Source organism: Thalassovita sp., from assembly GCF_963691685.1.
Lineage (GTDB): Bacteria > Pseudomonadota > Alphaproteobacteria > Rhodobacterales > Rhodobacteraceae > Thalassobius.
In genome coordinates this window covers 1,576,673-1,601,866 of record NZ_OY829290.1, presented here as the reverse complement: position 1 = coordinate 1,601,866, position 25,194 = coordinate 1,576,673, and the positions used below count along the sequence as shown (strand labels likewise).

At 60.6% G+C, this 25,194-nt stretch carries 23 protein-coding genes; 14 read left to right on the top strand and 9 right to left on the bottom strand.

Annotated features, from left to right (window positions below):
- The first annotated feature begins 105 nt into the window (after positions 1-105).
- The gene (locus ACORLH_RS07765; RefSeq protein WP_321832090.1) at positions 106-708 is read left to right on the top strand and encodes a class I SAM-dependent methyltransferase; all 603 of its coding nucleotides are present in this window, start codon (positions 106-108) and stop codon (positions 706-708) included.
- Positions 709-859: 151 nt separating this feature from the next.
- Here ACORLH_RS07765 and ACORLH_RS07760 read toward each other — a convergent pair whose 3' ends face one another.
- The 4 genes from ACORLH_RS07760 to ACORLH_RS07745 form a co-directional block, all read right to left on the bottom strand.
- Positions 860-1,642 carry an FAD binding domain-containing protein gene (locus ACORLH_RS07760; protein ID WP_321832089.1) on the bottom strand — a complete coding sequence of 261 codons (783 nt, stop codon included), beginning with the start codon at positions 1,640-1,642 and terminating at the stop codon, positions 860-862.
- Positions 1,643-1,657: 15 nt separating this feature from the next.
- Positions 1,658-4,033: a xanthine dehydrogenase family protein molybdopterin-binding subunit gene (locus tag ACORLH_RS07755; protein ID WP_321832087.1), complete on the bottom strand. Its 2,376-nt coding sequence runs from the start codon at positions 4,031-4,033 to the stop codon at positions 1,658-1,660.
- Between the two features lie 108 nt (positions 4,034-4,141).
- A complete protein-coding gene (locus ACORLH_RS07750; protein WP_321832086.1) occupies positions 4,142-4,627 on the bottom strand; it encodes a (2Fe-2S)-binding protein in 486 nt (161 codons plus the stop codon).
- 62 nt (positions 4,628-4,689) lie between these two features.
- Positions 4,690-5,217 (bottom strand): carbon monoxide dehydrogenase subunit G, encoded by a 528-nt coding sequence (locus ACORLH_RS07745; protein WP_321832085.1) that lies wholly within the window; start codon positions 5,215-5,217, stop codon positions 4,690-4,692.
- Between the two features lie 210 nt (positions 5,218-5,427).
- Here ACORLH_RS07745 and ACORLH_RS07740 point away from each other — a divergent pair, with 210 nt between their 5' ends.
- From ACORLH_RS07740 to hisH, 6 genes are all read left to right on the top strand, one after another.
- Positions 5,428-6,111 carry a response regulator transcription factor gene (locus tag ACORLH_RS07740; RefSeq protein ID WP_321832084.1) on the top strand — a complete coding sequence of 228 codons (684 nt, stop codon included), beginning with the start codon at positions 5,428-5,430 and terminating at the stop codon, positions 6,109-6,111.
- A gap of 40 nt (positions 6,112-6,151) precedes the next feature.
- Positions 6,152-7,348: an FIST N-terminal domain-containing protein gene (locus tag ACORLH_RS07735; protein WP_321832083.1), complete on the top strand. Its 1,197-nt coding sequence runs from the start codon at positions 6,152-6,154 to the stop codon at positions 7,346-7,348.
- Positions 7,345-9,621 (top strand): PAS-domain containing protein, encoded by a 2,277-nt coding sequence (locus tag ACORLH_RS07730; protein ID WP_321832082.1) that lies wholly within the window; start codon positions 7,345-7,347, stop codon positions 9,619-9,621. The genes ACORLH_RS07735 and ACORLH_RS07730 overlap by 4 nt, the downstream gene beginning before the upstream one ends.
- A gap of 261 nt (positions 9,622-9,882) precedes the next feature.
- Positions 9,883-12,570, top strand: a complete 2,688-nt coding sequence (locus ACORLH_RS07725; RefSeq protein ID WP_321832081.1) for an ATP-binding protein — start codon at positions 9,883-9,885, stop codon at positions 12,568-12,570.
- A 136-nt stretch (positions 12,571-12,706) separates the two neighbouring features.
- Complete coding sequence (hisB, locus tag ACORLH_RS07720; protein WP_321832080.1) at positions 12,707-13,294, top strand: imidazoleglycerol-phosphate dehydratase HisB; 588 nt, start codon at positions 12,707-12,709, stop codon at positions 13,292-13,294.
- A 182-nt stretch (positions 13,295-13,476) separates the two neighbouring features.
- The gene (gene hisH, locus ACORLH_RS07715) at positions 13,477-14,115 is read left to right on the top strand and encodes an imidazole glycerol phosphate synthase subunit HisH (RefSeq protein WP_058244200.1); all 639 of its coding nucleotides are present in this window, start codon (positions 13,477-13,479) and stop codon (positions 14,113-14,115) included.
- Positions 14,116-14,143: 28 nt separating this feature from the next.
- Here hisH and ACORLH_RS07710 read toward each other — a convergent pair whose 3' ends face one another.
- Positions 14,144-14,674, bottom strand: coding sequence for a TetR/AcrR family transcriptional regulator (locus ACORLH_RS07710; RefSeq protein ID WP_321832078.1), 531 nt, complete (start codon positions 14,672-14,674; stop codon positions 14,144-14,146).
- 65 nt (positions 14,675-14,739) lie between these two features.
- Here ACORLH_RS07710 and ACORLH_RS07705 point away from each other — a divergent pair, with 65 nt between their 5' ends.
- Positions 14,740-15,123: a hypothetical protein gene (locus ACORLH_RS07705; protein WP_321832077.1), complete on the top strand. Its 384-nt coding sequence runs from the start codon at positions 14,740-14,742 to the stop codon at positions 15,121-15,123.
- A gap of 3 nt (positions 15,124-15,126) precedes the next feature.
- On the opposite strand, the gene ACORLH_RS07700 is transcribed toward ACORLH_RS07705, so the two are convergent.
- Both ACORLH_RS07700 and ACORLH_RS07695 read right to left on the bottom strand, forming a co-directional pair.
- Positions 15,127-15,510: a DUF2147 domain-containing protein gene (locus ACORLH_RS07700; RefSeq protein ID WP_321832076.1), complete on the bottom strand. Its 384-nt coding sequence runs from the start codon at positions 15,508-15,510 to the stop codon at positions 15,127-15,129.
- 74 nt (positions 15,511-15,584) lie between these two features.
- Positions 15,585-15,968: a DUF2147 domain-containing protein gene (locus ACORLH_RS07695; protein ID WP_321832074.1), complete on the bottom strand. Its 384-nt coding sequence runs from the start codon at positions 15,966-15,968 to the stop codon at positions 15,585-15,587.
- Positions 15,969-16,113: 145 nt separating this feature from the next.
- Here ACORLH_RS07695 and hisA point away from each other — a divergent pair, with 145 nt between their 5' ends.
- The 6 genes from hisA (at position 16,114) to ACORLH_RS07665 (ending at position 23,288) form a co-directional block, all read left to right on the top strand.
- Positions 16,114-16,836 (top strand): 1-(5-phosphoribosyl)-5-[(5-phosphoribosylamino)methylideneamino]imidazole-4-carboxamide isomerase, encoded by a 723-nt coding sequence (gene hisA, locus ACORLH_RS07690; protein WP_321832073.1) that lies wholly within the window; start codon positions 16,114-16,116, stop codon positions 16,834-16,836.
- 217 nt (positions 16,837-17,053) lie between these two features.
- Positions 17,054-17,995 (top strand): iron-siderophore ABC transporter substrate-binding protein, encoded by a 942-nt coding sequence (locus ACORLH_RS07685; protein ID WP_321832072.1) that lies wholly within the window; start codon positions 17,054-17,056, stop codon positions 17,993-17,995.
- Entirely contained in the window at positions 17,976-19,022 is a 1,047-nt protein-coding gene (locus tag ACORLH_RS07680) for an iron ABC transporter permease (protein WP_321832071.1), read from the top strand. The genes ACORLH_RS07685 and ACORLH_RS07680 overlap by 20 nt, the downstream gene beginning before the upstream one ends.
- Positions 19,019-19,996: an iron ABC transporter permease gene (locus ACORLH_RS07675; protein WP_321832070.1), complete on the top strand. Its 978-nt coding sequence runs from the start codon at positions 19,019-19,021 to the stop codon at positions 19,994-19,996. Before ACORLH_RS07680 ends, ACORLH_RS07675 begins: the two co-directional genes overlap by 4 nt.
- Positions 19,989-20,885: an ABC transporter ATP-binding protein gene (locus ACORLH_RS07670; RefSeq protein WP_321832069.1), complete on the top strand. Its 897-nt coding sequence runs from the start codon at positions 19,989-19,991 to the stop codon at positions 20,883-20,885. Before ACORLH_RS07675 ends, ACORLH_RS07670 begins: the two co-directional genes overlap by 8 nt.
- 147 nt (positions 20,886-21,032) lie before the next feature.
- The gene (locus ACORLH_RS07665) at positions 21,033-23,288 is read left to right on the top strand and encodes a TonB-dependent receptor (protein WP_321832068.1); all 2,256 of its coding nucleotides are present in this window, start codon (positions 21,033-21,035) and stop codon (positions 23,286-23,288) included.
- Between the two features lie 58 nt (positions 23,289-23,346).
- Here ACORLH_RS07665 and ACORLH_RS07660 read toward each other — a convergent pair whose 3' ends face one another.
- Positions 23,347-23,916: a TetR/AcrR family transcriptional regulator gene (locus tag ACORLH_RS07660; protein WP_321832067.1), complete on the bottom strand. Its 570-nt coding sequence runs from the start codon at positions 23,914-23,916 to the stop codon at positions 23,347-23,349.
- Between the two features lie 120 nt (positions 23,917-24,036).
- The gene (locus ACORLH_RS07655) at positions 24,037-25,038 is read right to left on the bottom strand and encodes a siderophore-interacting protein (protein ID WP_321832066.1); all 1,002 of its coding nucleotides are present in this window, start codon (positions 25,036-25,038) and stop codon (positions 24,037-24,039) included.
- Positions 25,039-25,194: the final 156 nt, after the last annotated feature.

Sequence of the window (25,194 nt, the reverse complement as noted above, 5' to 3'; positions counted from 1 at the left end):
CACCACGCGGGGGCGTTTTTTGTTGCCAGACTCGTTTGTGGCCAGCCTTGATTGTCGCCACCGCAGACCATTTATCTGAAGCAGACCATGCAAAGGAGGCCCCCCATGTGGGAAGAACGCTACGCTGGCTCAGCCGACTATGTCTTTGGCACCGCCCCGGCGCAGTTTCTGCGCGATCATCTGGACTATCTGATCGCTGGCCAAAGCGCGCTGGCCGTTGCCGATGGCGAAGGGCGCAATTCGGTCTTTATGGCCGAACGCGGTCTTGAGGTCACCGCGCTGGAGTTTGCCCCGACGGCCCTGGACCGCGCCCGCAGCTTGGCCGCAGAAAAGCAGGTGACAGTGGATTTCCAGAAATGTGACATCCTCAAAGATCCCTGGCCCAAGGCGCAGTATGATATCGTTGCAGGCATATTCATTCAATTCGTCGGCCCCGAAGGCCGTGCGGTACAGTTTGAACGCATGCAGACCGCAACCAAACCCGGCGGTGTGGTGATGCTGCATGGCTACACCCAGAAACAGCTGGAATACGGCACCGGTGGCCCGCCGTTTCTGGAAAACCTCTACACGCCCGAAATGCTGCGTGCTGCTTTCTCCGGCTGGGAGATTGTGACGCTGGAGGCATATGAACGCGAAGTGCAGGAAGGCCGCGGCCATTCCGGCATGTCCGCCCTGATCGATCTGATTGCGCGCAAACCAGGCGGCTGAGCCTTAGGCGTGCTCAGGATTTGAGTATTTCTGGAACATTGAAAGCGCCTTTCATCGTTCCCCAAATACTCCCGCCGGAGGCTCCGACATCAGCAAAGCAAAAGGGCGCCCCGGGATGGAGCGCCCTCCTTTGTTCAATCCTCGCAGCGGCTCAAGCTGCGGCCACGGCGCGTTTGGTCAGCACCTTGATCAGGTTGGCGCGATATTCCGGCGTGCCGTGTAGGTCACTGATCAGCCCATCAGCAGCGACTGAAAGGCCATCCACTGCCTCGGGCGAGAAGTCAGCGGACAGCGCCGCCTCCGCCTCCGCCCAGCGCATCACGCCCTCTTCTGACGCGCCGGTCACGGCAACCCGTACACCATCGGCGTATTTGGCCACAAACACCCCGGTCAGCGCAAAGCGTGACGCGGGTTGTTCAAACTTCTGATAGCTGGCTTTTTCCGGGATCGGGAAGTTGACCGAGGTGATGATCTCCCCCTCGTCCAGCGCGGTGGCGAACATCCCATCAAAGAAGTCATCCGCCGCGATTTCCCGCGCGTTGGTCACCACCGTTGCGCCCGAGGCCAGCACTGCCGACGGGTAACAGGCCGCCGGATCGTTGTTGGCGAGGGACCCGCCCAATGTGCCACGGTTGCGCACCGCCGGATCCCCGATGCCACCCGCCAGATCGGCTAACGCCGCATAGGCACCGCCCTCTGCAGCCACAGTGGCGTGGGTGGTGGCCGCACCGACCGACAGGGTATCACCGTTCTGGCAGACGCCTTTCAGCGCCTCAATGCCCGTAAGGCTCACCAGTTTCGAAGGCGCGTTCAACCGCTGTTTCATCGACGGGATCAACGTCTGGCCACCGGAAAGCGCCAGCGCATCCTCATCCTTCAGCGCTGCAACCGCGTCTTCAACGCTGCCGGGCTGTTCAAAGTCAAAGTTATACATTCTGACTGTCCTTCCTTATTTGACCGACTGCATCGCGTTCCACACACGCGACGGCGACAGCGGCATGTCGATATGCTCCACAGGGTAGCCCCCACGGTGCAGCGCATCAATCACAGCATTGACCAGAGCCGGCGGCGAACCAATGGCGCCTGCCTCCCCGCAGCCCTTCACCCCAAGCGGGTTGTGGGTACAGGGGGTTTGGCAGGAATGATCGACGGTGAAGTTCGGCAGATCATGGGCCCGTGGCATGGCGTAGTCCATGTAGGACCCGCTGAGCAGCTGGCCGTTGTCATCATAGACGCAGTTTTCCAGCATCGCCTGACCCAGACCTTGTGCCAGGCCGCCATGCACCTGGCCTTCGACGATCATCGGGTTGATCACATTGCCGAAATCATCCGCTGCGGTGAAGCCGAGGATATCGATCTTGCCGGTGCCGGGATCCACCTCGACTTCGCAGAAATAAGCGCCCGACGGGTAGGTGAAGTTTGCCGGATCGTAAAACGCCGTTTCCTCCAGGCCCGGTTCGATTTCCTCCAGCGGGTAGTTGTGCGGCACGTAGGCTGCCAGACAGACATCGCCCCAGGCCACGGATTTATCCGTACCTGCAACCGAGAACTGACCGTCCTTCAACTCGATATCCGCATCCGCTGCTTCCATCAGGTGGGCCGCGATCTTCTTGGCCTTGTTGATCACCTTTTCCGCTGCCCGCACCATGGCCGAGCCGCCGACCGCGATCGAACGGGAGCCATAGGTGCCCATGCCCATCGGGGTTTTCGACGTGTCACCGTGGACAATATCTACCTGACTTTCGTCAATGCCGATCATATCCGCGACCACCTGGGCAAAGGTGGTTTCATGCCCCTGTCCGTGACTGTGACTGCCGGTCATCACGGCGATGGATCCGGTTGCGTTCACGCGAACGGTGGCCGATTCATAAAGCCCTGCACGGGCGCCCAGCTGCCCCACAAGGTTCGACGGCGCGATGCCGCAGGCCTCGATATAATGGGCGATGCCGAAGCCGCGCATCTTGCCCTTGGCCTTGCTTTCAGCGGCGCGGGCGTCAAAGCCAGCGTAGTCCGTCAACTCCAGCGCTTTGTCCAGGGTGGCGTGGTAGTTGCCCGTGTCATAGGCCACCGCAACAGGGGTTTCATAGGGGAACTGATCGGGTTTGATGAAGTTCAAACGCCGCAGCTCCGCCGGGTCCATACCCAACTCGCGCGCGGCTTTGTCCACCACCCGCTCCAGCTGGAAAGTTGCCTCAGGGCGCCCTGCCCCACGATAGGCATCCACGGGCACCGTGTTGGTGAAGACCGCCTTCACGTTCACATAGATCAGCGGCGTGGTGTAGTTGCCCGCCATCAATGTGCCATGCAGCCAGGTCGGCACCGAAGGCGCGAAGGTCGACAGGTAAGCGCCCATATTGGCGTAGGTTTCGGTACGGATCGCGGTGAACTTATTGTCCGCATCCAGCGCCAGTTCGATCTTGGTCACATGGTCACGGCCATGAGCGTCCGAGATAAATGCCTCTGAGCGTGAGCAGGTCCATTTCACCGGACGGTTCAGCGCCTTGGCGGCAAAGGTGACAAAAGCCTCTTCCGCGTAGTGGAAGATCTTGGTGCCAAAGCCACCGCCCACGTCAGGCGCAACCACCCGCAGCTTGTGTTCCGGGATACCCAGCACAAAGGCCCCCATCAGCAGGCGGATCACATGCGGGTTCTGTGAGGTGGTGTAGAGCGTGTGCTCGTCATTGGCGCGGTTATAATCCCCCACCGCCACACGGGGCTCCATCGGGTTGGCAACCAGACGGTTGTTGGTCAGCTCCAGCGTGGTGACATGGGCGGCATTTTTGATCGCCTGATCCACCGCATCGCGGTTTTCCTCAACAAACCCCCAATCATAGCAGAGGTTTGAGGTCAGATCGTCATGCACCTTGGTGGCGCCCTCAGCACAGGCAGCTTTCATGTCGATCACGGCTGGCAGCTCAGTAATGTCCACCTCAACCGCTTCGGCCGCATCCCGCGCCAGCTCGGGGCTTTCGGCGATGACAACAGCGATGGGATCACCCACATGGCGAACCTTGCCTTCGGCCAGAATGGGGTGCTTCGGCTCCTGCATCGGGTTGCCTTCGCGGTCGGTCACCTGCCAGCCGCAGGGAATGCCGCCTACCCCTTCGAAATCTTTCGCGGTGAAAACCTTGACCACGCCCTCCATCGCCTCGGCGGCAGAGGCATCGATGCTATTGATCGTGCCATGGGCCACATCCGAGCGCAGGAAATGCGCGTAGGTCTGGTTCACCAGGTTGATATCATCTGTGTAATTGCCGGTTCCGGTCAGGAACCTTACGTCTTCGCGCCGCTTGCTGCTGGCGCCAATGCCTTGATCCTTCGGCATATTATCCTCCCTAGAAACAGTCGGGCCTCCTCCAGCCCTTCTCTTTCAATGTTCTGAAAATACTCAATGAAACCGCGCCAACAGGCGCAGCGGATCTGGGTTTATGACTTATTCAGCCGCAACCGCCGGCACTTCCTGGCCAGAGGCGGCCATGATCGCGCGGACGATGTTGTGATACCCGGTGCAGCGGCAGATATTGCCTTCGAGGTAATCGCGCACCTCGGCCTCGGTGGGTTGCGGGTTTTCTTTCAGCAGGGCAGCTGCAGACATCACCATGCCCGGCGTGCAGAAACCACACTGCAATCCGTGGTAATCCTGAAATGCCTGCTGGATCCGGTTCAATGTGCCATCCGGGGCCGCCTGGCCTTCGATGGTGGCCACCTCTGCACCCGCGGCTTCATGGGCAAACATGGTGCAGCTTTTCACCGCGTTGCCGTTCACATGGACCACACAGGCGCCACATTGGCTGGTGTCACAGCCCACATGGGTGCCGGTCATCCCAAGGGTTTCGCGCAGGAAGGTCGACAGCAAGGTCCGCCCCTCCGCATCGCCCGAAACCGCACGGCCGTTCACCGTCATTTTCACTTCTGTCATCGTGCCCTCCCTAAAGCAGATAATCTTGGTACTTGCGTTGATGATATGGATAGGCGCCAGACTTACGCGCCTAAGACCTTCTTAAACCATCCCTTTTTCTCAGCGGCCTCAGGTTCAGCCCCTTCGGGTGCCTCAGCATCCTCACCGGGGCCTTCCACCGCGTTCTGAAAATTCTCAAAAAACTGGTCGGCCATTTTCTTGGCAAACCCATCGATAATGCGGCTGCCAAGCTGCGCCAGCTTGCCGCCCACCTTGGCCTCCACCTCATAGGTCAGACGGGTGCCGCCGTCGGGCAGATCTTCAAGGTTCACCTTCGCGCCGCCTTTGGCAAAACCCGCGGCACCCCCTTTGCCATCGCCGGTCAAGGTCAGCGCCTGCCCCTCAACCATATCTGAAAAGCTGACGGCACCTTTGAAAGTGGCCTTCACCGGCCCCACCTTTTGCACAACCGTGGCTTCGAACCCCTCTTCCGGGGTGCCGGACATTTCCTTGCAACCGGGCACGCAGGCCTGCAGCACCTCTGGCGACAGCAGCGCTGCCCAGACGGTAGCGCGGTCCGCCTGAATGTCACGGGAATCGGTCAATTGCATCTTTGGCTCCTCCACTTCCGGGGTTAGGCTAAGCGCAAACGGGTCAGATCGGATATGCGACCAAGGGTGTAGATGCCACTGCGGCATGCTCCCCCCTCAGGTTACGACTAAGGCCCACTATACGGTCAATGCCCAATATGGGTAGTCTGACAAAATGCGCTCACCCGGGGCGGTAGGAACAGATCATTCAGCAAGTGAGGGAGAGGAACCTTGCCAGCAGCAGATGTTATAGAGGCGCAGACCATCACCTCGGCCCTTGTCGTGGACGATCATCCGCTGTTTTGTGACGCCCTGGCCATGACGCTGCAGGCCGTGACCAGCGCCACCACGATCCGCGCCACCGACAGTCTGACAACTGCATTGGCCGATATTGAGGCGCAGGGCACCCCGGATATCATCGTTTTGGACCTGAACCTGCCGGATGTGGATGGCTTTGACGGGTTGATCCGCCTGAAAACTGCGGCCCCTGTACCGGTGATTGTGGTGTCTTCCATGAGTGACGCGCGAGTGATCACCTCGGCCTTGCAGGCAGGGGCCGCCGGGTTTGTGCCCAAACACAGCCCGCGCGAGGTGTTCGCGCTGGCCTTTGACGCCATAAAACGGGGTGAAAGGTTTGTGCCAGAAGGCTGTGATCTGATTGATGAAGATCTGCACTCACCCGATGACGCCGCCGCGCGGCTGGCAACATTGACCAATCAGCAGGCGCGGATCCTGCAGCTGATCTGCGAAGGCAAGCTGAACAAACAGATCGCCTTTGATCTGTCCATCGCGGAAACCACGGTCAAAGCCCATGTCACCGCCATCATGCGGAAACTGGGGGTTCAAAGCCGCACGCAGGCGGTGCTGATCGCCAAGGAAACAAGCTTTGCCAATATCTTGCAAGACGAGGCTTAAGCGCGCAGTGTAACATCAGCGTGGTGCGGGGAGGCATGCGGTGAAGGATCAGCAACCAACATCTGGGATCACAGATTGGGGCCAAACGCCCCTGCGCGTTGCGTCTGTCCCCTGTGATACCGCTGCCCCATTGCAGCAGCTTGCCGCCCATCTGGGCGCGGAGCCGATGGAGCTGGTGTTGCTGTTCATCTCACCCGATGCTGATGTGCAGGCATTGGCCCGTGATGTGCCCGTCGCCTTTGGCCAGACACCGATGATCGGCTGCACAACAGCGGGCGAACTGACCGATGCGGGCTACGCCGAGGGTCAGATCGTGGCGATCGGCCTGCCAAAGTCCCTGTTTTGCAACAGAACGCAGCTGATCGAAAACCTCAGCGATGTGGACACCGACGCGCTGGTGCGGCGGATGCTGCGCAACCGCGATGCCCTGCGCCGTGAGGCTGAGGCGTTTCGGCATGAGTTCAACTTCCTGATCGTCGATGGGCTGTCCCAGCGCGAGGATGCCCTGACCGCAGCCCTGTCGCTGGGGCTTGGGCCAGTGCCACTGTTTGGCGGATCGGCAGGGGATGGCGCTGACTTTGGCGCGGCCTTTGTGCTGTGGCAGGGACAGCTCTACCGCAATGCCGCCGTGCTGACCCAGATCCGCAGCCGCTGCCCCGTGCGGGTGTTCAAAAGCGATCATCTGGTGCCCAGTGGCCGCAAAATGGTGGTTACCAGCGCCCGGCCACAGGAACGGCTGGTACAGGAAATCAATGCCGAGCCCGCCGCGCGCGAATATGCCCGCCTGCTGGGCAAGGACCCGGAACAGCTCGACACCTTCACCTTCGCCGCCCATCCCGTGGTGGTGCAGATCGGTGATCAACACCATGTCCGATCTATTCAGCGGGTCGCTGAGAACGGCGATCTGGTGTTCTTTTCCGCAATTGACGAAGGCGTGGTGCTGACGCTTGCGGATTCCCTGCATATGGTGGATCACCTCGAGGCGCAGTTTGCCGATCTGTCCCGTGATGGCGTCCCCGAAGCGATCCTGGCCTGCGATTGCCTGTTGCGGAAACTAGAAGCTGAGCAAAAGCAGATGATCGGGCAGCTGTCTGAGGTGATGGTGCAAAACCGCGTTGTGGGTTTTTCTACCTACGGCGAGCAGTTGAATTCCATGCATGTCAACCAGACCCTGACCGGTGTGGCCTTCTACCCGCCTGACCCGCTGAATGATACAGCGGAGGAGGATCTGGCATGAGCGGCAGCGCCCCCTCAGATGGGTTGATTGACCCGCGTGATCCACTGGAACGGCAGAACGAAAAGCTGCGCAAAATCACCGACGCACTGATGCGGCGGGTCGAACAGGGATCAGACGGGTTGGGCGCGGCCTTTGCGCAGTTTCAGCGCGCCGCCTTGCTGGAAGAAGAGGTCACCGCCCGCACCCGCGAATTGGGCCGCGCGCTTGATCTGCTGAATGCCTCAAACGCACGCCTGGCCGAGGCCAACCGCGAAACCGAAGCCGCGAGGCGCAATCTGACCAATGCGATAGAAACCGTACAGGAAGGCTTTGCCCTCTTCAGCGCGGAGGAGGAACTGGTCCTGTCCAACAGCCGCTTTGGCCTGCATATGCCTGATATCCGGGACAAAATGCAGCCCGGCCTGCGGTTTTCGGACTATGTGGAACTGGTCAGCCGGTCCCAGTTTCTGGCGCTGAGCGAAGGCGAAACCCCGGAAAAATGGGCCGCCCGAAGGATGGAGCGGCATCAGGACCGCCATGTGATCTTTAACGCCCGCATGGTCTGGAACCGCTGGGTTCAGGTCAGTGAGCATCGCACGCCAGATGGCGGCACCGTGATCCTGCAGACCGATGTCACAGACATCATGCGGCTGGAACGGCGTGAGCGTGATCGGATGCTGGACACCCAGGCCAAGCTGATCCGCGCCACACTGGACCATCTGGATCAAGGGGTATGCATCTTTGACGATCAGGCCCGGTTGGTCGGATGGAATCAGCGCGCGGGCGAACTGCTATCCCTGCCGGTGGGCAAATTGCGCATGGGGGCGTCTTTTGCCGCGCTGTTTGAACGGTTCCGCGATGAGGTTCGGTTTTCGGGTGACACGACGGCGGAAACCATTGCCGATTGGGTGCGCATGGCCGCATCGCGCCCTGCCCTCAGCTTTGAAATGCACCACCACAATGGCAGGCTGCTGACCGCCTCAGCACAAGAGATGCCGGACCGCGGTTTTGTGATGTCGTTCAGTGATGTCAGTGCGGAGCGCGCCGCGGTGCAGGCGGTTTATGAGGCCAACGAACGGCTGGAACAGCGGGTGATCGAACGCACGCTGGAGCTGGAGGATGCGTTGAGCGAAGCTGAGCGCGCCAATGCCTCGAAATCCCGATTTGTTGCCGCCGCCAGCCATGATCTGCTGCAGCCCCTGTCCGCCGCAAAACTCTATGTCGGCTCGGCGCTGGCCGAGGCTGGAGATGCCAAAACCCAATCGGTGCTCAGCCGTGCGGGCAATGCGCTGAATGCCGTCGAACATATTCTTGGGGCGCTGCTGGACATTTCAAAACTGGATTCCGGTCAGGCCGGTGTCCATCTGGGTCAGGTTCACCTGGGGCGTATGCTGGCGCAGCTCTGTGATGAACTGGCCCCACAGGCCGAGGCGAAAGGCCTGCATCTGCGGCTGGTCGGCTGCGATGTAACGGTACAAAGCGATGCCACCTATCTGCGGCGCATCCTGCAAAATCTTATCGGCAATGCCGTGCGTTACACCCAGCGGGGCAAGGTGCTGGTTGGGGTGCGGCGTCAGGGCGCCAACCTGCGCGTTGAGGTGCATGACACCGGCCCCGGCATTCCCGCTGACCAGCAAGAGCTGATCTTCAAAGAGTTCCACCGCGGCAGCGGCACATCCTCCGCCGCCGAAGGGTTGGGGCTGGGCCTGGCCATCGTGGATCGGGCCTGTGCGGTGTTGAACCACCCGTTGACCCTGCACTCCGAACCGGGGCGCGGCACCTGTTTCGCGGTTGAGGTGCCGGTGTCAGCCCGTCGCCTGCCCGACGTGCCCGCACCCGCCAAAGGTACCGAACACCCAGCCACCGCCGACACACAGTTGGAGGATATGGTTGTCCTGCTGGTCGAAAAGGATCAGGCCCTGCGCGATGCGCTGTCGACCACGATGGAGCAATGGGGCGTCATTGTCTGGCTCGCAACGGATCTGGACAGCGCCCAGCAGCAGCAAGCCGAGTTTGGCATCGCACCAGATGCTGTCATCGCCGGTCAAACCCTGCGGGACGGCCAAAACGGCGCGGAGCTGATCCAGCACATCCGCCAAGCACATGGCGCCCTGCCCGCCTGCCTGGTGTCAGGCCGCGGCACGGATGCAGATGGCCCGGATGCAGGCGGCCCGGATCAGGCCCAATCGTCCACGGAAACAGCCCCACCGATCACGGTTCTCCACAAACCACTGTCGATCACGGCGCTCCACCACTTTTTGCTGGAAACCTATCAGCAAGTCCAAAGGCGCTGATGCTTTTGGAGGTAGCAGAGGTACACAACCAGCCGAAATGGCGCAAAACCCCACCTTTTGATCTAGAGAAATTCACCCTGTACTAAGGTATAAGATGCGCGAACCCAGCCAAACGGCCTGCGCGCAGCTGCTCAACCGCGCCAAGCCCAGCCTCGGTTCAATGGTATAGATGTCCAAATCGCCACATGGCACAGTTCTTGCGGTTTGGGCATCAGGTAACCAAGTGTCTTTTTTTGAGCCCGAAGCGAAAGTCGCCGCCCCGTGTCGATCGAGCCGAACACAAACAGAAGTGAACAACAGCAGACTCTGCTGTCGCGTCTGCTTGGCCGCACGCCCGCACCGGAACCGCATTTCACCGAAGCCGAACTTTACGCGACCCGCAGCAGCGGCGTGATCCGATTGATCGGCAACCCGCTGTTGCTTGCCGTCCTGGCGGTGATCAGCTTTACCTTGATGACCTTCCTCACCACGCAGGTGGTGAAAGACGTCCGTCAGCTGCGCCAGTCCACCATCGAAGACATCGAATGGTCGCTGAATGAGGCTGAGGTGGAGTTTGTCTCCTACCAATATGCCCTGCGGCAGGCGTTGCACGGATCGTCCAAATCTTTCGTCACGCTACGGCGTGAATTCGATATCCTGCAAAACCGCATCGATGATCTGCGCCTCGGCGCGCTTTATGAACCGCTGCGCGCGGTGCCCGGCTTTGACGACGCGATCAATGAGGTGGCCCGTCACCTTGAGTTCTCATTGCCCGCGTTGCGCAGCCCGGATCAGATCCTGGCCACATCCCTTGTTCGGATGGAAGAACATGCCATCTCCATGGCGCCCCACATGCGGGCGATGGCTGCGGCGGGTCAGGCCAATTTGGACGTTTTGCTGGACCGTCATCAGCTGGCGCTTTCGACCACGCTGAAGGTGATGGGCGGTTTCGGCTTCTTGCTGATGTCCTCGCTCGGGCTTCTGGTCTTTTACTTCAACCGTCTGCGCCGCCAGTCCGAGGCCCGGCGCCGGTCACTGATCGCAGCAGGCAAACGGACCCGCGCGGTGCTGTCCAGTTCACTTGATGCGGTGATCGTCTGTGATGACAACGGCGTCATTCAGGAATTCAACAAGGCCGCCGTCGAGACCTTCGGCTATTCCCGGGAGGAGGCCCTGGGCCAAACCGTTGGGGCGCTGATGGTGCCTGCCGAACAGCTGGACGCCCACAATCGCGGCATGAACCGCGTCAAACACGGTGGCGGCTTCCACATGGTCGGCAAAGGCCGCGTGCGCATGGAAGCCAAACGTGCCGATGGCAGCCTGTTCCCGATCGAAATGGCGCTGCAGAAAAGCGAAAGCCAGGGCCAGCGGCTCTACATCGCCTTTGCCCGCGATATTTCTTACCGCGTCCGCGCCGAACGTGAGCTGATCGAGGCCCGCGATCAGGCCCGTGCCGGCGAAAAGGCCAAATCGCGTTTCCTGGCTGTGATGAGCCATGAGATTCGCACCCCGATGAACGGCATGCTGGGCAATATGTCCCTGTTGCGCGAAACCGCGCTGACCTCCGAACAGGAGGGATATCTGGGCAAGATGGAAACCTCAGGCGATCTGCTGCTCAGCCACGTCAACGACGTGCTGGACATTGCCCGCTATGAGGATGGCAAACCTGTTGTACGCTACCGCCCGACCCGCCTGCGCGAAGTGATCGACAGTGCGGTCGACAGCATGCGCGCCTCGGCCGAGGAACGGGGCAATTCGCTGACGCTGATCTATTCCGGCCCCAAACGGGGCTGGGTCCACAGCGATCCCGGCCGCATTCAACAGATCCTGCTGAACCTCCTGTCCAATGCGATCAAGTTCACCGACAACGGTTCCATCATCGTTGATGTGCGCTGCAAGACCGGCTCAGACCAGGTGGAGATCCACGTCAAGGACGACGGCATCGGCATTGCTGAGCCGGATCTGGACCGAGTGTTTGAGGACTTCTTCACCCAGGATGACAGTTTTGCCCGCAAGACCGAAGGCACCGGTCTGGGCCTTGGCATTGTGCGCCGGATTGCCGATGCCATGGGGGGCGATATCAGCGTGACCAGCACCCTGGGCGAAGGGGCAACCTTCTCCCTCAGGCTGCCGATCCCGGCCTCCGAGCCGCCCGAAGACGCAGAACCGCCTGCCCCCAAGATGGCGGACGCTGTTGAGCAGAACACCACCGACATGCTGAAGGTGCTGGTTGTTGAAGACAATCAGATCAACCGTGATGTGGTGCGCGCCATGCTGACCCGGGAAGGTCACATCGTGGAAGAGGCGCACGACGGCCAATCCGGCGTCGAAAAGGCCAGCGAGAAAGAATTTGACCTGATCCTTATGGACATCTCAATGCCGGTGCTGGACGGACGCGAAGCCACGCGCAAAATCCGCGCGGGCAAAGGGGCCTCTGCCAAAAGCCCGATCGTGGCACTGACCGCTCATGTGCTGCCGGAAAACGTTAGTGAATTCCTTGGCCTCGGCATGCAGGACGTGCTGCCAAAACCGCTGCTGCGCCCGGATCTGCAACGCATTATTCGCGATCATGCCCAAGCCGCCAATCGCGATTCCTGCCCGACCTCCATCCGCGTCAACCAGATGCGCCAATTTGTGGACATGGGCGTCAACAAGGCCCTGCGCGAAAGCGTCGGCGAAGCCTATGACATGCTCCTGGCGCAGATGAGCACTGAGTTGCAGGAGCTGCTGACATGGATGCAGTCCGGCCCGCAGGCCCTCGATGAGGTTGGGGAACGCTGCCATAAATACGCCTCCAGCGCCGCGGTCTTTGGAGCCCTGCCCTTGCAGAAGCTGCTGATTGATCTGGAACATGCCGCCAAAGGTGGCGATGAGGTCGAAGTGGCCCGGCGCCTCGAAGGGCTGCCTGAGATGATGCACAACAGCCTCGGCCAACTGCAAGGCCTGCGCCCGACCGAACTGCGCGTCTGACCAAAATCTGACGCAGTAGCACCCCTGCGCGGCAGCGGCGCAACGTTCTGCTTTTCATCACACAACCAACAGATTGCGGGCTTGGATTGGCCGCCCCCCAGCCCTATAAGCGGCGCGACAGCTTGAGGAGGCCCACATGCGGACCGTAACCATCACCCGCCAGACCGCCGAAACCGAAATCTCGGTCGAGATCAATCTTGACGGCACCGGTCGTTACGACAACCAGACCGGCGTTGGCTTCTTCGATCACATGCTGGACCAGCTGTCGCGCCACTCGCTGATTGATATGACCATCCGCGCCAAAGGCGATTATCACATCGATGATCACCACACGGTGGAGGATACCGGCATCGCGCTGGGTCAGGCGCTGACCGCCGCACTGGGCGACAAGAAAGGCATCAACCGATACGGCGAATGCCATCTGGCGATGGATGATGCCCAGGTACGTTGTGCGCTGGATCTTTCGGCGCGCCCCTATCTGATCTGGAATGTCACCTTTGAGGCGCAAAAGATCGGCACCTTCGACACCGAGTTGGTGCGCGAGTTCTTCCAAGGCTTCAGCACCCACGGCGGCATCACCCTACATGTCGATCAGATCCACGGCTTCAATGCCCACCACGTCGCCGAAGCCGCGTTTAAATCAGTGGCCCGCGCGCTGCGTACCGCCGTGGAAACCGACCCGCGCAAGGCGGATGCGATCCCTTCAACCAAAGGCGCGCTCTGACGACTGCGTACTTTGGGTATCGGCAACAGTCGCTTTCACTGTTTGTCAAATACTCCGGGGGTGAATGGGGGCATCTAAGATGACCACAGGGGGGGCAGCGCCCCCTGACCCGCCAACACGCCCTTGACCTCCCCGCCAATTCGCGCCAGTTGATCGGCGCATCTCATCAAAAGGCCAACCCCATGCTGACAGTGATTGTGGATTACGAAAGTGGCAACCTGCACTCGGCCGAAAAGGCCTTTCAGCGCATGGCGCATGAAACCGGCGCCGGTGAGGTCATGGTCACGTCGGACCCTGAGGTGATCCGCACCGCCGATCGCATTCTGCTACCTGGTGATGGCGCCTTTCCTGCCTGCCGCAAAGCCCTGTTTGACCACCGCGGCGTCTTTGAAGCCATGGAAGAGGTGGTGATCAAAGGCGGCAAACCGTTTCTTGGCATTTGCATCGGCATGCAGATGCTGGCCACCCGCGGGCTGGAATATCACGAAACCGCAGGCTTTGACTGGATCGGCGGTGAGGTGGACAAGATCACCCCGGCGGATCCGTCGCTGAAGGTGCCGCACATGGGCTGGAACGATCTGGTGATCGACACGCCGCATCCGGTGTTTGAAGGCATCAAAACCGGCGATCACGCCTATTTCGTGCACAGCTACCACATGAAGGTCTCAGACCCCGCCACCCTGCTGGCGCACGTGGATTATGCCGGCCCGATCACCGCCATTGTCGGCCGCGACAATCTGTTGGGCATGCAGTTCCACCCGGAAAAAAGCCAGAAAACCGGCCTGCGCCTGATTGCAAACTTCCTGACCTGGAAACCATAAGCGGGCTCCGCCCCTCAGTCCAAACCCCTCAGTCCAAAAGATCCAGCGCCGCGTCTGCACGGGCGCTGAGGTCCAGCGCGTCCATAACCAGCACCCCTTCATAAAGGGTCAGGATCGCGCTGGCTTGCGACGGGTCCGGCAGGCGTTTTTGCAGCCAACTTTCAAACAGATCTGACAACACATGCCCGGCCTGACGGTGCGGCCCATCGGCCTGCGCAGCGACCGAGAGGATATCAAACCACAGCCGCATATATCCCTGCCCCAGATCGCTTTGCATCAGGGCGCGCACTTCCTCGACAACCGCCACCGCAGTCTCCGCCCGGCCTGACGGCAGGGCCTCATCCAGATGGCGGGTGAGCGCCTGCGCCAGATGCAGCAACAGGGCGGAGATCACCCCATCTTTGCTGCCGAAATGGTAAATCAACATGCGATCGCTGGTGCCTGCGGCCCGGGCCAGAGGCCGCAGGCTGGCATCGCGCAGCCCCTCGCGCAGGACATGTTCGGCCATCGAATGCAACCAGGCGCGTCGTTTGGGATCAAAGGTCTTTTGCTCTTCCATCTTGTAGCATCTGCTACAAAATGCTTAATGTAGCAAGCGCTACAGAATCACAAATAGGACCTCACATGCTGCTTTTCATCTCAAGCTTTGCCTCCGCCATTGTCATCGCAACCGCGCTTTTCACCGCCCTCGTTGACCGGCCAACCGGGCTGCGCAGCTGGCTTCTCCCTGCCGCAACCTCCGCCCTGTTCCTGGCTGGATCGCTTGTTGCGGTCTGGGTCGAAGGCCCGATGGGGTTTATCAAGGATATGGATGCTTCACTTTGGGCGGTTCAGATCTGGGTTGATCTGATGCTGGGCTTTGCCGTTGCCTTCACCGCCATGTTGGCTGAGGCACGGCGCCTCGACATGGCACCGTTTCGTTGGGCACTGCTGCTCTGTGTCTTAGGGGCAATTGGCTTGCTGGCGATGCAGGCGCGGCTGCTTTATCTACGGGCACGGGCTAGCTGAGCGTCAGCGCAGCCGTTTCCAGACCTGTTCGCGGCACATCACCTTGCTGCAGCCGGAAAAGGTCAAACGATCGCCGCTGACCTGCGCCTCCCCCCGGATTTTCAGGTTCAGAAGCGGTACCCACCCAACGCCCGCATAGGCCCCGTCGCCCTGCGGGCGCATATCCCAGAACAGGTCCTTGCCCAGGTTTTTATGGTCAATGGCATTGCCAGCCTTGGCGCGCACCTCAACGATTTTTCCGCAGTAGCCCTGGCCACAGGCGCGCACCTTCACATGCGCCACCTGGCCTTTGCCATCCGCAGGCGTCAGCCAAAGCCCCATCAAAGGATCCGCCGCCACCAGTTGCGGCCACATCATCAAGAAAACGATCAAAATAAAACGCAGCATCCCGGCCTCCTCGCCCAGATGCTGCGCAGTGTAGCATAGATCCGTGAAAAATTGGTAAACGCGGAAATTCCGGCTTACTTCACCCGGCTCCAGGTCTGTTTTTTGCAAATCGGCCCAACACAGCCTGACACTTTCAGCGTGTCACCGGACAGGGACATTTTCGATTTGTAGATCTTACCGGTCGAGGGCTGCCAGATTCTGCCGCCCTTGTAGGATCCGCCACCGCGGGATTCCATATCCCAGACCAACTGCTTGCCGATGTTGTCCGACCGCCATTCACCGCTGGAATTAAAGGTTCGGCTGATCACCCCACAAAGCGCCGCCCCACAGGTGGAGAAGGTCACATGCGCATAGTTGCCATCATCAACCTGGGTTTTCCAAACGCCCAGCACCGGATCCGCCATTGCGCCCGCAGCGCCTGCAACGGTCAGTGCGGCTGCCAAAATCAGCTTCTTCATCTCTAGTCCTCCCATATCTGCCCTGATCCTGACCTGTTCGCCCGCATTCGATCAAGCATGACATCGGGGCAAGTTGCATTTCGCGGCCCTTGCGTGCACAAGGCCAGACAAGACCCACAGGACGTTTTTTGGAAAGGACCGCCAGATGATCCTCTACCCCGCCATTGACCTGAAAGACGGCAACGCCGTGCGCCTCTATAAGGGCGAAATGGATCAGGCCACAGTGTTCAACGACAACCCAGCTGCCCAGGCGCTGGAGTTTGTTGAAGCGGGCTGCGAATGGCTGCATCTGGTGGATCTGAACGGCGCCTTTGCCGGCGAACCGGTCAACGCCGCCCCGGTTGAGGAAATCCTGAAACAGTGCAAAGTGCCCGCGCAGCTGGGTGGCGGCATCCGCGATATGGCGACCATCGAACGCTGGCTCGACAAAGGTCTGCAGCGGGTGATCCTGGGCACAGTCGCCGTGGAAAACCCCAATCTGGTGCGCGAAGCGGCCAAGGCCTTCCCCGGTCACGTCGCCGTCGGCATCGATGCCCGCAACGGTCGCGTGGCCACCAAAGGCTGGGCCGAAGAAACCGACGTGATGGTCACCGATCTGGCCAAATCCTTTGAAGACGCCGGCGTTGCCGCGATCATCTACACTGACATCAACCGCGATGGCGCCATGCAGGGCCCCAATGTCGAAGCCACCGCAGATCTGGCCAACGCGGTCACAATTCCGGTGATTGCCTCAGGCGGCGTCAGCTCGCTGGATGATCTACGCAACCTCAAATCCTGCGGCGCGCCGCTGAACGGCGCGATTTCCGGCCGGGCGCTTTATGATGGCGCCATCGATCTGGCCGAAGCACTCTCGGTCCTGAGAGCCTGATCGCTTTCAACGATCCCAAAATACTCTGGGGTGAATGCGGTCATCACGCAGTGTGACCGCAGAGGGGCAAGGCCCCTCCCCCCGCCCTTCCAAACGCGCAACCGATTGACAAGTAATCGCTTGTTCACATACATCGGTGCGCAGCCATTGGACCCAGGTGACCCTGTTCCAGAAGCCAACTCATCGCGACTGAAACAAAGGTTTCCAGATGTTCAAAATGGCCTCTCTCCCGTCCCTTTGCGCCACCCTTGCGCTGCTGGGGGCCGCACCAGCCCAAAGCAGCGACAGCTGTGATGGTTTTGCGCTCAGCAGTGAAACGCTCTACGGCGGGCCGCATTGTCTGGCAGAGCGGCCCAAACGTGTGGTGGTTCTGGATCCCTCCTTCTCCCTTGGGATTGGTATGGACGTAGGCCTGCCAATTGTTGGCGCACCGATGACACGGATGGGGGATGCGGATCTGGCCGCGCGCGCGGCACAGGCCGGTGTGGAAAACCTGGGCTTTGTCACCGAACCCAGCCTGGAACGTCTGGTTGCCCTGCAGCCGGATGCGATCGTGGGCTTCACCGGCAATGTTGGACTGGCCGAAAGCTTCTATCCGCTGTTTGCGCAGATCGCGCCAACCCTGTTGGAAACCAAGGCCGACTGGCGCAGCTATTACCATCAGTTGGCGCAAATCTCCGGCCAGGAAGACGACGTCGCCACCCGTCTGGCAGAGCTGGATCAACGTATTACCGAAATCCGGGCAAAAATCCCCGCAGATTTTCGCCTGTCGGTGCTGCGCATCACCTCCTGGGATATGCAAAGCTTTGCCGGCGGCCCGGATGCATATGCGCCGTTTGCGCTGCTGCATGATCTGGGCATCATCCGTTCAGATTACGAAGAATCCGGTAGCCCCGCCGAAGTGCTGCGCCCGGATTGGGAGGATCTGGCGAAGCTGGATGGGGACACCCTGTTTTACATCGTCGGCGGCACCAATGATTCAGATGTTGATGGCCGCCACGAAGAGGTGCTGGACCATCCCCTGTGGAAATTGATGCCCGCGGTTCAGGCCGGCCGGGTGTTCCGGGTCGATCACGGCACCTGGATGGAGTTCAACGGCCTCGCCTCAGCGCATAAGGTGCTGAACGATGTAGAAGCCTATGTCCTCGGCAACAACTAAATCACTTCGATCCAAATTGCTGGCGCGCAGCGGCCGGCTTGGCCTGCTGATCGTTGCGCTGGTCTGCGCCGCGGTTTGGAGCCTGACCGTCGGCTCCTCCGCCCTGTCCCTGTCTGATCTCTGGGGCGCCTTGCACGCCCCAATGGGGGAAGAGCGTGCCTCGATCATTGTCTGGCAGGTCCGCCTGCCACGGCTGCTGGCGGGGCTTGCTGCAGGGGCCTGTTTTGCCGTCGCTGGCGGCATGGCACAGGCGATCACCAACAACCCGCTGGCCGATCCGGGCCTTTTGGGTGTGAACTCGGGCGCGGCTTTTGCGGTGGTGATTGTGCTGACCCTGACAGGCGGCATGGCTGCACAGGAGTTTGTCTGGATCGCCTTTCTTGGCGCCGCGCTGACGGCCGCATTGGTCTACCTCCTGGGCTCCATTGGCCGCGGTGGTGCCAATCCGCTGAAACTGGTTCTGGCCGGCGTGATCATCGGCAGCTTCCTGATCTCCATCACCTCTGGCATATTGATGATCGACGGGCAAACCCTTGAAAAGGTGCGGTTCTGGACGATGGGATCGCTGCGCAACCGCAGCCTGCCGGATGTGGTGCCGCTGCTGCCATTTTGCGGCGCTGGACTGATCGCAGCGCTGCTATGCGCACGGCAGGTCACCGCGCTGAGCCTTGGGGCCGATATCGCCGCCGGGCTGGGCCAGAACATCGCCCTGTGGCGCGGCCTGTGTTTGGCGATCATTGTTGTGCTGGCGGGCAGCGCCGTTTCTGTTGCCGGGCCGCTGGGATTTGTTGGCCTTGTGGTGCCGCATATGGTCCGCCTGAGCAGCGGGTCTGACTATCGTTGGATCCTGCCGTTGTCCGCGGTTGGGGGCGCGTTGCTGGTGACCTTGGGTGATGTGCTGCCCCGTGCCCTCTGGGACAAGGATATCCCCGTCGGAGTCATGATGTCAGTGATTGGCGCGCCCTTCTTCATCATGTTGGCCCGTGGCCGAACCCGCGCGGGCCGCGATGGGGCGACGGTGACATGAAGACATTGTTCATCCTTCTCAGCCTTCTGAGCGCCAGCTTTGTCTTCAGCCTTGGGCTGGGCGAAGTGACCTTCCCGGCGCGCGATGTCCTGGGCGCGCTGACCGGCGATGCCGAGGTGCCCGGATACATCACCACCATCGTCTGGGATCTGCGGTTGCCCCGTGCGGTTCTGGCCGTTCTGGTTGGCGCCGCTCTGGCGCTCGGCGGTACGGTCACCCAGGCCATCATGCGCAACCCACTGGCCGAGCCGGGGATCCTGGGCATCAATTCAGGCGCCGCGCTGGCAGCCACGATCCTGATCGTGGGCAACACATCCATCTCCGCCGCGGCGCTGCCGTGGTTCAGCTTCGCCGGTGCCCTTGGCATGTCTGTTGCGATCTATGTGCTGTCCTGGCGTGATGGCAGCAACTCCTTGCGGATCATCCTGATTGGCATCGGTCTGGGCGCCTTGTCCGGGGCCTTGGCCAGTTTTGTCGCCAGCCTTGGTGACGTCGCCTCACTGCAGCGCGCCATCGTCTGGCTGCTGGGCAGCCTGCAGGACAGCCGTTGGATCAAATCCGCAGTGCTGGCAGGCTGGCTGCTGCTGCCCTGCCTCGTGATCTGGCTCTTCGCGACGGAGTTGGACGTGATCAGCTTTGGCGATGACGTGGCGCGGGGGCTGGGCCAAAACGTCGAACGTATCCGGGCCCTGATGATCCTGGCCGTTGCCGCCATCGCGGGCGCGGCCGTATCCGCCGCTGGTCTGGTGTCCTTCGTTGGATTGCTGGCCCCGCATATCGCCCGCGCCCTCGTGGGGCGGAAACATAAACTGCTCCTGCCGGCCGCCGCGCTGGTGGGGGCAATCCTGGTGCTGCTGGCAGACCTGGTGGCCCGCCGCGCCTTTGCGCCCGTGCAATTGCCTGTTGGCCTGATGACGGCGATGTTGGGCACGCCACTGTTTGCCTGGTTGTTCTGGAAGAAACGCAATGATTGATCCCCAGCCCACCCTTACCGAAAACGCCACCCTTGCACGTGGATTGCAGGCGCGCGACCTCTGGCAGGGGTACGGTGACCACACGGTATTGTCCGGCATCAACGTGTCGCTGCCACCGGGGAAGTTCACCGCCATTCTGGGCCACAACGGCTGTGGGAAATCCACTTTGCTGAAAAGCCTTGCCGGGATGATGCCGGTGAAACGCGGCAGCGTGACCCTGGAGGGCCAGCCGATCAAATCCTTCGCCACCAAAGCACTGGCGCGGCAGGTCAGCTATCTGGCGCAGGGGGCAGTGGCGCCCGAAGGCCTGAGCGTTGCGGAACTGGTGGCACAGGGCCGCTATCCCCACCGCAAGATATTCGCCAGCTGGAACGCCGCCGACACCGACGCGGTTGAACGGGCCCTGAGCCTAACCGCAACCAAAGACCTGTCGGATCGCCCGTTGCAGGAACTGTCCGGCGGGCAGCGGCAGCGCGCCTGGATTGCCATGACCCTGGCACAGGAAGGCCGGATTGTGCTGCTGGATGAACCGACAAGCTTCCTTGATCCGGCGCATCAACTGGAGGTGCTCTCGCTCGTGCGGCGGCTGATCCGCGACGAAGGCACCACCGTGGCCGCTGTGCTGCATGATCTGAACCATGCCGCACAGTTTGCCGATCACATCATCCTGTTGAAAGCCGGCCAGCTGCTGGCAGAGGGCAGCCCGCAAGAGGTGGTAACACCCGATATTTTGCGGGATGCCTTTGGTCTGGATGTTGAGATCCTGCGCCACCCGCAGACCGGCGCCCCGATCTGTGTGCCGCGGATGGCAGACGCTGGCGGGGCGGGTGTCACCCCGGTTGCGTCCCCGGATGTGTCCCCTGTGCAACCCCGAACTGGCGCGCAATAAAACCCAAGTAATCACTTGTTGACTTATCAAGCAATCGCTTCGATAACCTCCGCAACGCCGCGCGCCAGGGGATGATTCAAGCGCGCTGCGCCCCCTTTTCATCGCCAGCTACAAAGCCAGCTCGACCAAGACCAATGGGATGGCAAAATGAAACGAGCCTTTTTGATTGCCGCGCTTTCGGGCGGGGCATCGGCGCTGGCAATGACCGCAGCGCTTGCACAAGACCAAACCGACAGCGAAGACACCGCCGCCTTTGAACTGAGCGAAATCGTGCTTTACGGCGACCGTTCGGCAAACACGCTGGCTGACAGCACCGCCTCGGTTGCAGTTGTGGGCGGCGATGATCTGAATTCCGCCACCACGTCGGATTTCAAAGACGTCTTTGCCCGGGTTGCCAACGCCAGCGCCCCACATCAGAACGAAGCCGGTTTCATTCTGCGGGGCGTAAACTCCGAAGGTCAGACACCGGGTGCCTTTGGCACGCCGTTGGCCTCTTACTACATCGATGGTGTGCAGCAGACGGTGGAATCCACCCGCCGCGGCACCCCCGGCATGTTCGACATGCAGCAGCTTGAGGTTTATCGCGGACCGCAGTCCACCCTGTCAGGCCGTGCCGCATTGGCAGGCGCGATCTACCTGCGATCGGCAGAGCCGGAGCTCAACAACTCGGGCAAGGTGCAGCTGACCTACGGCGAAAACAACCTGCGCCGGGTTGGCGCGATGGTGAACATGTCGCCCAATGACACGCTTGCCTTCCGCCTCAGCGGTGAGTGGTCGGAAAAAGACAGCGACCTGAACTACCCGTCCTATGAGGCCTATGACCTCTACGACAACTTCGCGACCGATGACTACAAACAGCTGCGCGCCCGCATGCTGTGGACACCGAACGGCGATGATCGCACGCGCGTGTTGGTCACCTATGCGCGTTCGGAAAACTCCCCCACCTACAATGACATCGCCGGGCCGGACCGCACCACGATCTGCGGCGACCCCACCTGCTCTTGGGGCAGCCCCGCCCCCAGCTATGATGAGCTGCGTGGTGACACCTGGGGCGATCTGACACCGTTCCCGAACCTTCTGCGCATGCCTGTCCCGATGCCGTTCTTCCAGGATCTGCGTGAAACCGCATCCTCCAGTTTCGGGGTCGAAGCCACGCATGAGTTTGACAATGGCATCACGTTGACGTCGCAAACCAGCTGGAACAACTCGGTCACGGACCGTCAGTCGCTCAACACTGGCGCCGCCTTCGATCCGGCACTGAACTTCTGGGATGGGATCACCAACACCACGGAGTTTGACAACACCATCACCAGTCAGGAACTGCGCCTGAACTATGACGATGGCGCGCTGCGCTGGGTCGCTGGTGCATATGTCGCCAAAGAAAAGGACCGTGGCACAGGGGTATTTGATACCACGGCTGCGGCTCTGGTTGATCCGGGACAGGCTGTGATTCAGCATTCGGATGTCCGCGCCGATGCGACGAACGCGGCCCTGTTTGGGGAAGTCGGCTATGAGGTCTCCTCGGGCCTGACCGTTGTGGCTGGCGCACGTCTGGACAAATTCAAACGTGAGACCACAGTGATCAGCACCATCGAGGTGCCCGGCTTTGGCACCCTGCCACCGTCGCGCACCGACTCCAGCTTTGAAGACACTGTACTGATCCCCAAGCTGGGTCTGGAATACGATCTGTCTGAAAACGCGCAGGTCGCCTTTGTCTACCAGCAGGGCTACCGTCCCGGTGGTGCAGGCCTGCGAAACTCGGACGATTTCGCCTACGAGTTTGATGCCGAAACCACCCATAACTATGAACTGTCCTACCGGGGCAGCATGATGGGGGATCAGCTGACCCTTGCGGCGTCGGTCTTCTACAATGACTGGAGCAACCAGCAGGTTGAGGTCTGGGCAACGCCGGGTGACTCCTCTTCGTCCTACATCGTCAATGCAGGTAACTCGACCAGCTACGGTGCCGAGCTGGAACTGAGCTATGCAGCCGGTGCCAATCTGGATGTCTTTGCCTCAATCGGCCTGCTGGAGTCCGAGTTTGAAGACTTCATCGTTGGTGACAATGACTACTCGGGCCAGGCCTTCCCGCTGACCGCCCGTCAAAACGCGGCCGTTGGGTATCGCTACAACGCGGGTGACGGCTGGTTCTCCAGCGGGACCATGACCTTCACCGGCGCGCGCACTGGCTCGCTCGACTCTGGCGTCAGTGGCTTTGGCCTGGATTCCTACACCGTTGTGGATCTGGAAGTGGGCTATCAGTGGCGCAGCGGCGCAACCCTGGTGGCCTATGCCAACAACCTGTTCGACACGACCTATTTCCTGAATGAAAGTGGTCCGGGCAGCGCGGCCAGCCTGGGTGATCGTCGCGAAGTTGGCGTTCAGCTGACCTATAGCTTCTAACAAAAACGCGCCGGGCAACCGGCGCGTTCGTTAAACCGAAAACTACCGAAGCGGCGTCTTAGGGCGCCGTTTTGCCGTTTAGAAGATCACGGAAATAGGTCATCAGATAGCCACGCATCGCGTCGGCCTCTTCGGGGCTTTGGGTTTTCTGATCCAGAATCCGGAAAAAGACGATCAGCCCGCCGATCTGGGTCGCCAGCAAGACGGCGCGGGCCCGGGCATCCGGCCCCTCCAGCGCGCCCATCAACGGGGCGACGATCTGGCGGTTCATTGCCTCTTCCAGCAAGGGCCCCGCCTCCACACTGGAGGCCGAGCGCAAAAAGACGATCATCGGATCAAAACCGCGCCATGGCGGGGTATCCATATAGGTGTCGACCAGCCGTTCCGGCACACCTTCAACGCCGTTTTCAACCAGCCAGCCGATGTGCAGAAACGGAATGACGGCTTTCTCAAACAGACCGATTTTCGAACCAAAATATCGGGTGATCAGGGCGATGTTGACCTCGGCCCGGCGCGCAATTTCGCGCGTGGTCGCCCCATCATAGCCCTCTTCATGAAAAACGCGCTGCGCCGCTTCCAGGATCCTCTGCTGGGTCGCTGCTGCATCGCGTTTTTTTGCCTGTGTCATCTTGCTTCACAATTCCATATGTGGCTGGAAATACAGCATTATAACCCGTTCTAAAGGGGTAACAAAAGCTATATTTTCAACCACAGGAACCTTGGCAGCAAGGGGTGGAACAGGCCTGCGTCAGCTGCGCAACCAATAGCTGGCCGCCTTGGTGCGGCGGGTTTCCAGATCCATCTCGCGGAAGGTTTCGCGCGCCCGGCCGGAGAGCAGCCGTTCGCCGGCAAAGAACATATGATAGTCCTCATGCTGGGGCGGCATCTGGCGCAGAATATCCTCAAGGTTTTCCAGCTCAGACACCGGGTGCCAATGCACGAAAAGTCCCGCGGGCGTCACGATGTCCTGCCGGTCTTGCAGATCCCGTACAAACAGATGCGCCTGCCCTTCGGCACCCTCAACCGCCTGTTCCGCCATATGCAGGATCACCGGCAATGCCGTTTCATCGCCCGCAAGTCCCAGCCATTTGGCCGTTGGCAGGCTGCTACCGCTGGGACCGTGCAGGCCAATTTCTGTGCCCAATTCCACCGATTGGCACCAATCGGTGGTCTGGCCACCGGCATGCAGCACGATATCTACATCAATCCAATCCGCCGCTTTGCTGATCCGGCGCACCGTGTAAGGCGGGCGATGCCAGCTTTGGGCACCTTCCGGCCATTGCGTCACACCGCTGTCGTCCAGATAGGGCCAGCCCGTCGCCGTTTTGGAAAACAGGAAGCGGAAATGCAGACCGGCATTGGGCCGTTGGAAGGCGGCAAAATCACCCTCCAGCCGCAGGCGGTGAAAATTGGGGGAAATCTGTTCAGATGCGGTCACTGTGGCCAACATCTGATTGCGCGGCACCTTGGCCGAAACCGTCTGCCATTTCAGTGCCTTGTCAAGGCCAAAATCCGCAAACCGCTGCGCATAAAGGTCCACAAAAAGCTGAAGCTTCTCAGGGCTTTCCGCCGTCAGGACCATGTCGACGCCGCCCTTGGTGGCCTGCATGTCCACCACCCCCAAAGGTGCTGTCACAACAAGGCTGCTGTCACTGCGTTCCGCCGTGAAGCCCCCCTGTTTCGCACGCCCTTCTATGGCGTCAAAAATGACCGAAGATGGGGCGGTAAGATGGGCGCGTTGCTCAAACATGGCAGCTCCTTTGACGAAAATTTGGGCGGGAGCTTGCACAGTTCGCAGACGGCCAAAGACGGCGGTTTTACGGGAACGGCTGGCCCTTGATGCTTAGCGTTTTCGGTCCAAAATGAAAAGCGTATCGGGCATGATTTGATGGCCGAAATCCGCGCA